Source organism: Ewingella sp. AOP9-I1-14, from assembly GCF_052375995.1.
Taxonomy (GTDB): Bacteria; Pseudomonadota; Gammaproteobacteria; order Enterobacterales; family Enterobacteriaceae; genus Ewingella; species Ewingella allii.
In genome coordinates, this window is record NZ_JBQSVA010000004.1 from 70,000 (window position 1) to 83,270 (window position 13,271).

Here is a 13,271-nt window from a genome sequence, read left to right on the forward strand (position 1 = left end):
TTTTTAATTTGAATGCCACTTCATCAAGGATGCTCACCATGGCTATCGAAAGAAAACAATTCTCCCTACCGCGCCGCCTGCTGCGTAACAGCCTGATTCTGATCGTCATCGGGATAGTCGCCGTGGTGCACGGTTTAGTGGTCGGCAACCCCGACGCCACCAATGGCGAAATGCCCCCACAGTTCGCCTTAGGAATTTGGTTCATCATCTTTGGTGGCGTGCTGGGGCTTATCAGCTGGTTTGTATTGAAGAAGAAGGCTAAGACGGAAGGACCAAAAGAGTAATTTCGGGTCTTGTTTTAACTCCTTCTCCTCTCAGAGGAGAAGGTTGGGATGAGGAGTGGTTTAAAACCGTGCTCAACGCGGCAAACCTCACACCAGCCCTCTCCTTAAAAAGGAGAGGGAGCAAAGTAAAACCACTGAAATGGAAAGCATCAAAACCCCCTCCCGCTGATAACGATATTCATTTACACTGGCGCACTTGCCCGCGCACGGGCCATTCCAATGAGGATGCACGATGCTCCGCCGGTTCTTCTCTTATTACGCGCCTTATAAAAAACTGTTTTACCTCGACTTTGGCTGCGCGATCCTCGGTGGATTGCTGGAGCTGGGGTTTCCTATGGCAATCAAAACCTTTATCGACAAACTGCTGCCAGCTCATGACTTCGTGGTGATCCTGATAGCGACCGTCGGGCTGCTGTGTATTTATTTGATTAACACCGGGCTGATGGCGGTGGTCAACTATTGGGGACACGCGCTGGGCGTGGGGATTGAAACGGATATGCGCCGTCAGGCGTTTAGCCATTTGCAGAAACTCTCTTTCCGCTATTACGACAACACCAAAACCGGCCACATTATTACTCACGTCACCAAAGATTTGGAAGAAGTGGGGGAAGTGGCACACCACGGGCCGGAAGACCTGTTCATCGCGATCATGACCTTTATCGGCGCCTTTATTTTGATGGCAACGGTGCACTTGCCGCTGGCGCTGATGACCATCGTAATTGTGCCGTTTATGACCTATCTGGTCAGCCGCTACGGCGCGCAAATGACCGAAACCTGGCGTCGCCTGTTTGGTCAGGTGGGTAACTTTAATGCTCGGATTGAAGAGAGCATCGGCGGTATTCGCGTGGTGAAAGCCTTTGCCAACGAAGCCCATGAGAAAACCTTATTTGCCTCCGACAACGAAAACTATCGTGTTACCAAGCTGAAAGCCTATCGCATCATGACCGCCAGCCTGACGCTGAGCTACCTCAGCACGCGGCTTATTCAAATTGTGGTGATGATCGCCGGGACCTGGTACGTGGTTAACGGCCAACTGAGCTACGGCGGTTTTGTCGGCTTCTTATTATTGGTGGAAGTGTTCTTCCGCCCGGTGGCAAAAATCACTTCGGTATTGGAAAGCTACCCGAAAGGCATTGCCGGGTTTAAACGCTTTACCCAGCTGATTGACACCGCGCCGGATATCGTTGACCGCCCGAATGCGCGGGCCGTTGAGCATCTGCACGGCGACATCTGCTATCGCGACGTGGTGTTTGGCTATACGCCCGCCAGTAAGATCCTCAATGGCATCAATCTGCAGATTAAAGCCGGAGAAACGCTGGCCTTTGTCGGGCCATCGGGGGCGGGGAAAACCACGCTGTGCTCGCTGTTGCCGCGATTCTATGAGCTGGATAGCGGCTCAATTACCATTGATGGCATTGATATTCGCGATATGACGCAGGCGTCGCTACGCAACAATATCGGCATTGTGCAGCAGGATGTATTCCTGTTCGGCGGCAGCATTCGCGAGAACATCGCCTATGGCAAACTGAACGCCACTGAGGCAGAAATCCGCGAGGCGGCGCGTCAGGCAAGGCTTGATGAGGTGATTAATGCCTTGCCACTCGGCATGGACACGGTGATTGGCGAGCGGGGCGTTAAACTCTCCGGCGGGCAGAAGCAGCGTCTGTCGATAGCCCGTATCTTCCTGAAGAACCCGCCAATCTTGATTCTGGATGAAGCCACCTCTGCGCTGGACACCGCCACCGAGCAGGCGATTCAGCAATCACTGGCTGACCTGTCCCAAGGCCGTACCACGCTGGTTATCGCCCATCGTCTGGCCACCATTCAAAACGCCGATCGCATTGTGGTGGTAGATAAGGAAGGCATTGTCGAGCAGGGTACCCATGAACAGTTGCTCGCCCAGCAGGGCCGCTACGCTCAACTCCACGCCGCACAGTTTAGATAACCCGCTTGCCTTAACTCCGCAAAACGCCGTTTTTCTCTCAGCAGAGGGGAAAGCGGCAGCGCTTTTTATCCCTAGATTTATTACTTTCTTTTCTTACCTTTCGAACTAAGAATAAAAAAGCATCAAAACGGTCATGTGGCGAATAAATGGTTAACTGAAATTTGAATCAAGATCTCATTATTGCAATTTAGTGAAAGTTTTAAATTTGACTTATTAATTATCTAATCAAAAAAAATTAAACAAATGGAGTAGGTTCATAAAATTAGAATTACCTTTTCTATTTAATGGATATAAAAGAACACTAAAAAATAGTTACCCTGCTATGCACTATAAAAAGGCATTACTACTATTCCGAATGTGTTTTTATTAATGATTGTTAACATCCGGCAACCCCCGCAGAACAGTGATCCCAATAACAGAAAACATACATTCCTAAACACAAATTGCACCAAAACTATGCAATGCACTATTGTGGTGCAATTTTTTATGCAAAAAACGCATATAATCAGTGAGTTACAGACCTCGCATTGAAACATATTGTTACAACTCTTTGCGTTAAATTAACGTTATCGCCCGAACTTTTCCATTTTAACTTTTCGTGCTTAATGCTAAGGTTCGAATCGTTTTACAGACAGAAGCATTTATAAACATTTAAAAAACTCACAGCTCGATATTTAAAAGCGGGCATGAGAAATCCTTTATATAAAATCAAGGAATATAAAATAATGATGAAGCGCAGTGTGCTGGCCGTAGTGGTCTCTTTAATCGTTGCATCCTCAGCTGCTAATGCAGCAGAAGTTTATAATAAAGACGGCAATAAATTAGACCTGTACGGTCGCGTGAACGGCAAACATGCCTTCAGCGATGACAAAGGTTCTGACGGCGACAAAACTTATGTCCGTTTTGGTTTTAAAGGGGAAACTCAAATTAATGACCAACTGACCGGTTACGGCCAGTGGGAATACAACGTTCAGGCTAACCACGCTGAATCAGCAGGCACCGAGGGTACGAAAACTCGTCTGGGCTTCGCAGGTCTGAAAGTTAAAGATTTCGGTTCTTTCGACTACGGTCGTAACTACGGCGTTGTTTACGACGCAATCGCGTTTACCGATATGATGCCTGAGTACGGCGGCGACACCGGTTACACTGACAACTTCATGGTGGGTCGTGCTAACGGTCTGGCAACTTACCGTAACCAAGACTTCTTCGGTCTGGTTGAAGGTCTGAACTTTGCTCTGCAATATCAGGGTAAAAACGAAGGTGACGCTAACCGTCCAGACGGTAAAGCGAATGGCGACGGCTACGGCGCGTCATTGGATTATGAAAACATCGGCGGCACGGGTATCGGCGCAGCATTGGCAGGTTCTTCTTCTGACCGTACCAATGGCCAAGCTAACTCTACCTACGGCAAAGGCGACAAAGCTTCTGCATGGGCTACCGGTCTGAAATATGACGCTAACCAGGTTTACCTGGCAGCGATGTACAACGAAACTCGTAACCAGACTCCAATCAGCGTTCCAGCGACTAGCGCGGTTCCAGCTACTTCTGGTTTTGCTAACAAAACCAAAGGCATCGAGTTCGTTGCACAGTACCAATTCGAAAACGGCCTGCGTCCTTCTGTAGGTTACGTACAGTCTAAAGCTCACGATATCGAAAACGGTATCGGCGATGCAGACATCGTTAAATACTTCGAAGTGGGCGCAACTTACTACTTCAACAAAAACATGTACGTTTATGTTGACTACCTGATCAACCAACTTAACGACGACAACAAGCTGGGCCTGAACACCGACGATATCACTACCGTTGCCCTGACTTACCGTTTCTAAGTTGATTCAAAGCATTATTACCCGTTTCTGTGTCTGAAAATGGTAATGGTAAAAGGCAGAGTTTCATTGGCTCTGCCTTTTTTTCGTCTTGAATTTGCCTCGCTGGCCTTTCGTTCTCATACCTTACACTTCAATCGCTTAACCCATAGCCTGAAGGTATAGCGCTGCACTAAACAAGTATTCGTCACTTCGCAACTCGCATGGAATAGTCGTGTTTTCCTTTATTAGCTGCCCAAGTTAAGGAGCACCAAGTCTATGCAAACCATTCCCAAACCTTATTTACTGTTTTTAGGTGATGTGACCGATCCGCTGGCAGTCAAAACGGCGCGCGGCATCCACCATTGGCGCCCTGAGGTCTGTATCGGCCAACTACGTCTGGCGGAGGACTCCATTTCTCTCGGCTTGGAAGAAATGGATGTGGTTACAGCCAAGCAGCAGGGGGCGAAAACCATGGTGCTGGGCACCGCCAACTCTGGCGGCAAGCTTCCTGGGCATTGGTTAACATCCATTAAAGCGGCGATCCGCGCCGGTTTAAACGTGGCGAACGGCTTGCATCAAGGGTTGAATGATGTTCCTGAGCTGGTGGAGCTTGCCAAACAGTATCAGGTGGAACTGTTTGACGTGCGCCATATGCAACCCGCGTTGGACACCGGGACTGGCAAACGCCGTGGCGGAAAACGTATTTTGACCGTCGGCACCGACTGCTCTGTCGGCAAGATGTACAGCTCGCTGGCGCTGGAAGCGGCGCTGCGCCAGCTGGATATTCAGGCAGATTTTCGCGCCACCGGGCAGACCGGCATCTTAGTCGCCGGAGCCGGAATTGCCATTGATGCGGTGATTGCCGATTTTATCTCCGGCGCGGTAGAAACACTGGCTCCGGCCAATCAAGACAATCATTGGGACATTATCGAGGGGCAGGGATCGCTGTTCCACCCATCGTTTGCCGGGGTAAGCATGGGGCTGATCCACGGCGCACAGGCCGATTTGCTGGTCATGTGTCATGAGCTTGGCCGTCCGCATATGCGCCATTTACCTCATATGCCGCTGCCAAGTTTACGCCAGTGCGTAGAAACCAATCTCGCGGCGGCGCGGTTGACCAGCCCACATGTTCGACTGGCCGGTTTCTCACTCAACACTTCGGCGGTGGATGAGCAACAGGCCAAAGCCGCACTGGCGGAAATTAGCGCCGAGTTTGGCGTGCCGGCCACCGATCCCGTGCGCTTTGGTATGCAAGAGGTGGCGCAGTGGGTCAAAGAACAGGGCTGATTTACCGTATCTGAACACAGATGTTGCAGCCAAGTGACAGCCATTTTGCTACCTTCAGTTATCAGTTTTTTTGTGGAGCCACTGGCGCATGCGTCTTCGTCACATTGAAGTTTTTCAAGCCGTTTTACAGGCGGGTAGCGTCAGCGGCGCGGCGCGTTTGCTTAACGTGTCGCAGCCTAACGTTAGCCGCGTGCTCAACCACGCCGAGCAGCAACTGGGCTTTGCGCTGTTTGAACGCAGCCCGCAGGGGTTGATTGTGACCCCAGAAGGGCGGCGATTAATGCCGGAAATTGACGCCTTATTTAGCCATATCCAGACTATTTCTGCCTTGGCCGAGCAGCTGCGTCAGGGGGAAGGTCAGCACGTGCGCATGGGGTCGGCTCATACCCTCGGGCAGGTGATTATGGCTCCGGTGTTAGCCAATTTCCGCCGTCAGACGCCCGGCGGCAGCGTTGAATTGGTGACTACCCACTTCAACACGCTGAGTCAGGATCTACTGCAATACAAGATGGATTTTGCCCTGACTTTCGCCGAACAGGTGCCCGGCGAGCTGATTGCCGAATCTGTTTATCAGGCCAACATGGTGGCGCTGTTGCCACTCGATAGCCCGCAGGAAGGCCCGGTTTCGCTGAGCTGGCTGTGTGACAACGAGTTATTAATGTTGCAGCAGCAGGACCCTTTGGGGCAGGTGCTAAATCGCGTTCTGCACGAGCATGGCCTGTCGCCGCGTTCGCAGCTGTATATCAAAACCTATTCGGTGATTGCCGATGTGGTGCTGGCCGGAGGTGGCGTCGGCGTGGTGGATACCTTCACCGCCAGCCGCTATCGCGGGCAGCTGAAAATCCTGCCAGTGGTGGAGTATCTGCCTTTCGAGGTGATTTTGCTCAGCCGCAAAGATCAGCCGGCGTCACAGGCTGCGTTGAAACTTCAGCAGCTGATTCGCCACAAGCTGTGGGAGTTGGAAGGGCAACTGCTGAACCCTGCCTGAAACTCAATTTTCCCTCCTTTATAGGGCCCCTTTGTCGATCAACAGATAATAGTCTTCAATGATCTGCTGATATAACTCCACGCTCTCTTCCAGCCGTGAAACCCGACAATACTCGTCAGTCTGGTGAGCCATTGAAGGCTCGCCCGGCCCGAGGATCAGGCAGGGCGGATTGCCCAAGGCGTCAACCAACAGCGCGGCATCGGTAAAATAGGGCACAATTTTGGCATCGACCGGCGTGTCATGCAGCGGCTGGCAGTGCTCGAATACGCTCTGCACCCAAGGGTTTTGCCGCTCAGTCAGCACGGCGGGAAGGTCAACTAAGGTCTCTATAGTGACAACGTCACTTAAATGCTGTTGCAAGCGCGATTTCAATGTAGAGTGCACCAGCATTGGATCGGTACGCATATCCACATCAAAACTGGCCCTGTCCGGCACCGAATTAATGTTCAATCCGCCCTGAAAAGTGCCGACGTTGAGCGTCGGTTTCTTCATTAATGGGTGCGGCGGGCCGGGGTCGAAATGACGAATCTTGCCAATAGCGTCAGCCGCCAGATAGATGGCGTTAATCCCCAGCTCCGGCATCGCGCCGTGGGCGGTTTTGCCATGGGTAGCGCAACGCAGCCAGAGTGCGCCCTTGTGGCCGACCATCGGGTAATTGCCCGTGGGTTCGCCGACAATCAGCGCCCCCGGCTGGGCCAGTGTCAGGTTTGAATCATTAATCATGGCGCGCGCGCCGTCGCAGCCCGTCTCTTCGCCGCCGGTTAGGATCAGCATCACGCCGCTGTTCTGCGCAATGACCCCTTGGCGATGAATGCAGGCGACAATAAAGGCCGCGATGGCCGCCTTCATATCGCTGCTGCCACGGCCGTAAAGCTTACCGTCAGCGATCTCTCCGGCAAAAGGATCGAACTTCCACCGGGCGTTTCCCAGCGGAACCGTGTCGAGATGGCCGGTAAACGCCAGAGGTTTACCCGCCGCCGAGCCTGCTAAAGTGGCAATCAGGTTGCAGCGCCGTTCACCGAAAGGCTGTAGTTTGACCTCAAACCCGGTGTCACTCAGAAAATTCGCCAGCCAGCTTAGGCACTCCACTTCGTCACCCGGCGGGTTAATGGTGTTGAAGCCAAGCAGAGCGCGGGTTAGGGCGATAACGTCTTGATCCATTTGGCGCTCCTTAATGCAGATTTTTGCGATCGGTTTAGCGACTGAAAACGCGCTGCGGGTTGCCGATTAACAAGGTTTCCAGCTGTTCACCGGTGACACCGTGGCGACGCAAACGCGGCACGAAGTGTTTGAGAATGTAGCCATAGCCGTGGCCGCCAAACTTGGTCAGCATGGTCTTGAGGAAAACGTCCTGCGACAGCAACACTTGCTCGATAAACCCGTCATCAATCAGCTCACGAATCGCCCGCGCGTTGTCTTCGTCGGAGGGCGATTGCGCGCTTTCGTCAGCATAAAAATAGGGCATGCCAATCATGTCGTATTCGAGAAAAGCGCCGCGCTCGGCCAGAGTTCGCTGATAGTTCTTATCCGCAAAGCTCGGGTTCATGTGGCACAGCACCACGTGGCGCAGGTTGGCGCCTTCTTCCGCCAGAATATCCAACACTTTGTGGCCGTAACGCTCCCAGCCCGGCAAGTGGATTTGCATCGGCACGCCAGTTTTGGCGCTGGCGCGACCCGCCGCCCGCAAGGATTTCTCCTCATTCGCGGTGAAGGCTGCCGATACGCCAATTTCGCCAATCAGCCCGGCCACCACATCAGGTTTATCGCTGAAGCCGCCGACGTCATAAATAATCTGATCGGTCAGCGCTTCCAGCGAACGGCTTTTCACATAGTCGGGGTGAGACGGCTCAAGGTAGAAGCCGGTACCCATAATAATGTTTAAACCGGTCAGTCTTGAGATGCGTTGCAAGGCTTTCGGGTCGCGTCCTATGCCGATATTGGTCGGGTCGACCACGGTTTCGCCCCCCAGCGCGCGGAACTTCATCAACTCTTCAACGGCTAAGTCAGAATCAAACAGCTGGCAATTATCACGGCTCATCAAAGGGTTAAGCTGCAATTCGCCCAGATTCTCAATTTTCACCGGCATCTCGGCGATGTGCCGCTCGCTACAGCAGCAGGGCGGCACCCACTTGCCCGAGGCGTCGAGCAGGATGTGCTCGTGCATCAGGGTGACGCCCAGTTTCTCCACCGCCAACGGGCCGAGCACGGTCATGGCGAAACCACTCTCCGCGCCCAGCGGGAAAGGGTCGGCATGTCTAAATAAAGAACCTGCGAAACCGTCTTTAGAGGTCATGGCGCTATCCTTTACTACTTCGAACCGGGTTGAAAATGCGGGTGTTCAGCCAGATAGCCAGCAGAATGATTAAGCCAGTGGCGATTTGAGTATAGAACGGCGACATGTGCGACAGGATCAGACCATTTTGGATAACCGCGATGGACAGCGCGCCAAGCAGGGTGCCGATAATGGTGCCGAAGCCGCCAAACAGGCTGGTGCTGCCCAAAACAACGGCTGCGATCACTTGCAATTCAAAGCCTTCGCCCTGATTTGACGAACCACTGCCCAGACGCGCAGTAATGATCATTCCGGCTAAGGCCGCTGCCATCCCGCAAATCACGTAAACCCACATGGTGGTCGATTTGGTATTGACCCCGGCGCGACGCACCCCTTCGGCATTGGCACCAATGGCGGTGACATAGCGACCAAAGCGCATATGGTTGAGCAGCACGTGTCCAAAGACTAACGCCAGCACGCCGATAATGGCGGGCAGCGGCAGGCCAAGAACCCAGGCGCGGCCGAGCAGGGTGAACGGGCTGTCCGCCGGAATCGGGATGGAGTAGCCCTGAGTGATCAACAGCGCCACCCCGCGAATGACCGCCAAGGTTGCCAAGGTGACAATAAACGCTGGGATGCCCTCATAGGCAATGAAGTAGCCATTGATGGCGCCAATCAGGCCGCCAAGCGCCAGCCCGCCAATCAGCACCACGGGCCACGGAAGTCCCCAGTTATTTAAGGCGATTGCGGATAACGCGCCGACCAGCGCCAGCGTCGAACCGACCGACAAATCAATGCCGCCGGTGGTGATCACCAACGTCATAGCGGCCGCGACAATCAGCAGCGGCGCGCTTTGACGGAGGATGTTTAACCAGTTGTATCCACTGAGGAAATTGTCCGTTGCGAAAGAGAACACCACGCAACAGAAAATGAAAAATACCGCAATGCTCACCACGCCTGAATGGTTGTGCAGCATGCGCCGGGTAACCGATTGTTTAATAAGTCGGGGACTGGACATGTTTATGATACTCATGGGCTTACCCTTTTAATTCACCAGACGGCGCTTAGTGGTGCACAGCTTCGCGCGCAGAGTGGGCCTCGAACTTCTCGCCGACAATCAAATTCACAATGTCGGACAAGCTGGTTTCGGAGATTTGCCGATCGGCAACGTTGGTCCCTTCGTACATCACCATGATACGGTCGCAAACCAGGAACAGATCTTGCAGACGGTGTGTAATGAGGATCACGCTGACGCCGCGTGCGCTGACCCGGCGAATCAGTTCGAGCACGGCTTCCACCTCGGCAACCGCCAGCGCGGCCGTGGGTTCGTCCATGATCAACACTTTCGGGTTGAAGGCGGCGGCGCGGGCGATGGCAATGGCCTGACGCTGACCGCCGGACAAATTGCGCACCAGCAGGCGAGTGTCGGGGATGGAGATCCCCAAGCCTTGCAGCATTTCGTGGGCCTCTTCGTGCATCTTTTTCTCGTCGAGGAAGGGGATGCCCAACACGCGAGTTTGAGGTTCGCGGCCCATAAACAGATTGCCCGCCACGTTGACCGTGTCGCACAGCGAGAGATCCTGATAGACCATTTCGATATGGCAGCGGCGCGCGTCAGAAGGGTTAGCGAAATGGACATCCTGACCGTCAATGCGCAGGGTTCCACCGGTCGGCACCACGGCACCGGCCAAAATTTTAGTCAGCGTGGATTTACCCGCGCCGTTATCACCGACCAAACCCAGCACTTCGCCGGGTGCCAAACTCAGGTTTACGCCGCGCAAAGAGCGGATTGAACCATAGGTTTTGGTGATATTTACCATCTCGACCCGGGGTGAACCAGATAAGTTTCTGGACATCTCTTGAGACATAATTGCTCTCCAACTGGTGAGGGGCTTGCGGGTGCCGCGCCATAAACCTGCCGCTGCTGACAATGCCGTCTTCTTGCCTCTTCCGATTTCTCTATCCTTGTAAACCGGTTTACCCAAAAGGCAAAAATAACGGCGATGTCTTTTCCCGCACCCGTAATGGTCAAAAATATTCTGAGTGTGGAACTCTGTGTCGCCGGTTTGAATCTAGCAGAATGTATGCCAGTTAATTTCGCGGGGAAAAGTGATCGGGTTCAAAAAATAAACAGCAGATATGTTAAATTCATTAATAATCAATGTGATGATTAAGTGACAAAAAGGCTAAAATTTTATTATTTGAGAGCTAATTCACATCAGCTGAGCAGGTTTAAGCAAGGCGGGCAATAGGGGTGCAGGTTTTTTAGTTGCACAAAAAAGGCGCAAATGCGCCTGATTCGTGCACTAAAACTAATCAATCTACGATTTCGCTGGAGGGGCAACCGAGTCGCGTGAGATCCACTCTACGGGAATTCGCGACACCTGCGACACGTCGGGTTCATCGTTAAACAGCTTGATCAGCGTTTCAACCGCGACACGCCCCAACTCCCTTGCCGACTGGCGAATGGTGGAGAGGCGCGGGGTGATCAAATCTGAGTAGATGGCGTCATCGAAACCCACCAGAGAGAGTGAAGCCGGAACGGCCAGACCGCGCTGGCGCATGCCGTCGAGCAGGCCAAGGGCCAAATAGTCACTGGCGGCAAAAATGGCGGTCGGCGGCTGTGGCAAGGCCAGTAACTGGTCGAGCGCGGCGCGACCAAAGGTGCGGCTGTAATCGCCATAAAGCACCATGTCGGCGCTGTAGGGCAGGCCCGCGTTGAGTAAAGCTTGACGAAAACCCTGATGGCGCTCGCGCACGCTCATCAATTCATCCGGCCCGCCGACAAAGGCAATGTGCCGATGCCCGGCGGCAATCAGCTTGTTCGCCGCCAACTCGCCGCCGTGAACATTATCCGAAAATACTTTGGGTACCGTGCTGCCGGGCACATCTTCATCCAGCAAAACCACGTGGCGCTGGCCCTTCAACTGCTCGCGCAGCTGGCCGTTATCCGGGCGGTTAGTGGTGAAAAGCAGGCCGTCGACCTGGCGCGTATCCAGCCAGCGAATGAACTGACACTCTTTCTCCAGATTGTTGCGGGTGACGCACAACACCAGGCTGTATTTATGCTGGGAAGCGGCTTCCTCGGCGGCATCGGCCAGCTCGGCGAAGAAGGGGTTGGCGATGTCCGGCAGCACTAAACCTATGGTTTCACTGCCGCCCTTGCTCAGCCTGCGGGCCAGACTGTTGGCGCGGTAATCCAGCGCCTTAATGGCTTCTTCAATCCGCGCGACCGTGGGCTGGGGCAGAGAGATGCTTTTGTTGAGGTAACGCGAGACCGTCGCTTTCGACAAGCCGGCGTATTTCGCGACGTCGGACAACACTACCCGTTTTGTTCCCATTAACTTTTCATCCTTCACATAAGGGCTTCAGTTGACACGCTGCTCACAATGCCACGGATCAGATAAAATTTATACTTGACAATTTTTTGACGTCGTTTAATTGTAATTAACAGTTTACCCGCATTACCAGCTTCAGCGAATACTCTCCGTTTGGAACGGTCTGTTTCGTTAAATCGACATTCTGACGTGTGCCTCCCGCCAACATTCTCCTGAGTGTGCATAGTTATATGCTTTCGTTCAGGTTTCAGCTGCTCAACGACTTTCTAAAGTTGTTGCCGCCAGCTTATTGCATTGTCATCACCAAATCTTGAGGATGTCATTATGTTGAACAACACCGGAAAGAAAAAATCACTTTCTCCCTTTAACGCTTTGAAATTAAAAAAAGCGGCCTACACAGCTATCGCTACTCTGACTCTTTCAATGTTCAGTTATTCAGCTTTTGCAGCAGACGCGCCGACCTATGCTCTGGTGCAAATTAACCAACAGGCGCTGTTCTTCAACTTAATGAATAAAGGCGCACAAGAAGAAGCCACCAAGTCTGGGGCAAAATTAGTTATCTTCAATGCCAATGATAATCCGGTTTCACAAAACGATGCGATTGAAACCTATATTCAGCAAGGTGTTAAAGGGATCATGGTGGATGCTATTGATGTAAACGGCATTATGCCGGCCATTAAAGAAGCCGCCGCTAAAAATATTCCTGTTATTGCTATCGATGCCGTATTGCCAGAAGGCCCGCAAAAGGCGCAGGTTGGCGTAGATAATAATAAGGGCGGGGCGCTGATTGGTAATTACTTCACTAAATACGTCAAAGACAATATGGGCGGGAAAGCCAAGCTGGGCATCGTCGGCGCATTGAATTCCGCAATTCAAAACCAGCGCCAAAAAGGGTTTGAAGACACCCTGAAAGGCCACGATGGCATCAAAGTGGTGGGCGTGGTCGATGGCCGAAATATTCAGGATGACGCCCTGACGGCGGCAGAAAACCTGATCACCGGCAACCCGGATATGACCGCGATTTACGCCACCGGCGAGCCTGCGCTGCTGGGCGCGATTGCCGCAGTGGAAAACCAGGGCCGCCAGAAAGATATCAAAGTGTTTGGCTGGGATCTGACTGCGAAAGCCGTCAGCGGCATTGATCAGGGCTATGTGGCGGCGGTATTGCAACAAGACCCTGAGAACATGGGCGCGTCAGCCGTTAAGGCACTGAATACGCTGGTGGTAGATGGCAAAACGGTCGACAAGACTATTCAGGTTCCGGCCACTATCGTGACAAAAGCTAACGTGGATACATTCCGTCCATTATTTAAGCAATAAGCTTAATCAAGTATGAAAAGCAGTGGCAA

11 protein-coding genes are annotated in these 13,271 nt (G+C 52.7%); 6 read left to right on the forward strand and 5 right to left on the reverse strand.

The window, feature by feature from the left end:
• Positions 1–38 precede the first annotated feature (38 nt).
• The 5 genes from ACT3RT_RS12935 to ACT3RT_RS12955 all read left to right on the forward strand — a co-directional run bounded on the left by ACT3RT_RS12935 (position 39) and on the right by ACT3RT_RS12955 (position 6,312).
• Positions 39–284 carry an LPXTG cell wall anchor domain-containing protein gene (locus ACT3RT_RS12935; protein WP_496203080.1) on the forward strand — a complete coding sequence of 82 codons (246 nt, stop codon included), beginning with the start codon at positions 39–41 and terminating at the stop codon, positions 282–284.
• Positions 285–516: 232 nt separating this feature from the next.
• A complete protein-coding gene (locus ACT3RT_RS12940) occupies positions 517–2,229 on the forward strand; it encodes an ABC transporter ATP-binding protein (protein ID WP_353501965.1) in 1,713 nt (570 codons plus the stop codon).
• Between the two features lie 725 nt (positions 2,230–2,954).
• Positions 2,955–4,058, forward strand: a complete 1,104-nt coding sequence (locus tag ACT3RT_RS12945) for a porin (RefSeq protein ID WP_496203081.1) — start codon at positions 2,955–2,957, stop codon at positions 4,056–4,058.
• Between the two features lie 255 nt (positions 4,059–4,313).
• Positions 4,314–5,324, forward strand: a complete 1,011-nt coding sequence (gene dgcN, locus ACT3RT_RS12950; protein WP_496203082.1) for an N-acetyltransferase DgcN — start codon at positions 4,314–4,316, stop codon at positions 5,322–5,324.
• Positions 5,325–5,412: 88 nt separating this feature from the next.
• A complete protein-coding gene (locus ACT3RT_RS12955) occupies positions 5,413–6,312 on the forward strand; it encodes a LysR family transcriptional regulator (protein WP_185690022.1) in 900 nt (299 codons plus the stop codon).
• A gap of 18 nt (positions 6,313–6,330) precedes the next feature.
• Here the strand turns inward: ACT3RT_RS12955 and ACT3RT_RS12960 are convergent, their stop codons facing one another.
• From ACT3RT_RS12960 to ACT3RT_RS12980, 5 genes are all read right to left on the reverse strand, one after another.
• Entirely contained in the window at positions 6,331–7,473 is a 1,143-nt protein-coding gene (locus ACT3RT_RS12960) for a M20 family metallopeptidase (protein WP_496203083.1), read from the reverse strand.
• A 34-nt stretch (positions 7,474–7,507) separates the two neighbouring features.
• A complete protein-coding gene (locus ACT3RT_RS12965; protein ID WP_496200302.1) occupies positions 7,508–8,605 on the reverse strand; it encodes a phosphotriesterase family protein in 1,098 nt (365 codons plus the stop codon).
• Between the two features lie 4 nt (positions 8,606–8,609).
• The gene (locus ACT3RT_RS12970; RefSeq protein WP_353503961.1) at positions 8,610–9,608 is read right to left on the reverse strand and encodes an ABC transporter permease; all 999 of its coding nucleotides are present in this window, start codon (positions 9,606–9,608) and stop codon (positions 8,610–8,612) included.
• 40 nt (positions 9,609–9,648) lie between these two features.
• A complete protein-coding gene (locus ACT3RT_RS12975; protein ID WP_353501969.1) occupies positions 9,649–10,404 on the reverse strand; it encodes an ATP-binding cassette domain-containing protein in 756 nt (251 codons plus the stop codon).
• A gap of 501 nt (positions 10,405–10,905) precedes the next feature.
• A complete protein-coding gene (locus ACT3RT_RS12980; RefSeq protein WP_353501970.1) occupies positions 10,906–11,925 on the reverse strand; it encodes a LacI family DNA-binding transcriptional regulator in 1,020 nt (339 codons plus the stop codon).
• Positions 11,926–12,345: 420 nt separating this feature from the next.
• Between ACT3RT_RS12980 and ACT3RT_RS12985 the strand changes: the two genes are divergently transcribed.
• On the forward strand, positions 12,346–13,242 hold the full coding sequence (locus tag ACT3RT_RS12985; protein ID WP_353503962.1) for an ABC transporter substrate-binding protein: 897 nt from the start codon (positions 12,346–12,348) through the stop codon (positions 13,240–13,242).
• Positions 13,243–13,271: the final 29 nt, after the last annotated feature.

Coding starts and splice junctions, on each gene's coding strand:
- ACT3RT_RS12935 (WP_496203080.1), top strand. CDS start 39: ATGGCTATCGAAAGAAAACAATTCTCCCTACCGCGCCGCCTGCTGCGT.
- ACT3RT_RS12940 (WP_353501965.1), top strand. CDS start 517: ATGCTCCGCCGGTTCTTCTCTTATTACGCGCCTTATAAAAAACTGTTT.
- ACT3RT_RS12945 (WP_496203081.1), top strand. CDS start 2,955: ATGATGAAGCGCAGTGTGCTGGCCGTAGTGGTCTCTTTAATCGTTGCA.
- dgcN (WP_496203082.1), top strand. CDS start 4,314: ATGCAAACCATTCCCAAACCTTATTTACTGTTTTTAGGTGATGTGACC.
- ACT3RT_RS12955 (WP_185690022.1), top strand. CDS start 5,413: ATGCGTCTTCGTCACATTGAAGTTTTTCAAGCCGTTTTACAGGCGGGT.
- ACT3RT_RS12960 (WP_496203083.1), bottom strand. CDS start 7,473: ATGGATCAAGACGTTATCGCCCTAACCCGCGCTCTGCTTGGCTTCAAC.
- ACT3RT_RS12965 (WP_496200302.1), bottom strand. CDS start 8,605: ATGACCTCTAAAGACGGTTTCGCAGGTTCTTTATTTAGACATGCCGAC.
- ACT3RT_RS12975 (WP_353501969.1), bottom strand. CDS start 10,404: ATGGTAAATATCACCAAAACCTATGGTTCAATCCGCTCTTTGCGCGGC.
- ACT3RT_RS12980 (WP_353501970.1), bottom strand. CDS start 11,925: ATGGGAACAAAACGGGTAGTGTTGTCCGACGTCGCGAAATACGCCGGC.
- ACT3RT_RS12985 (WP_353503962.1), top strand. CDS start 12,346: ATGTTCAGTTATTCAGCTTTTGCAGCAGACGCGCCGACCTATGCTCTG.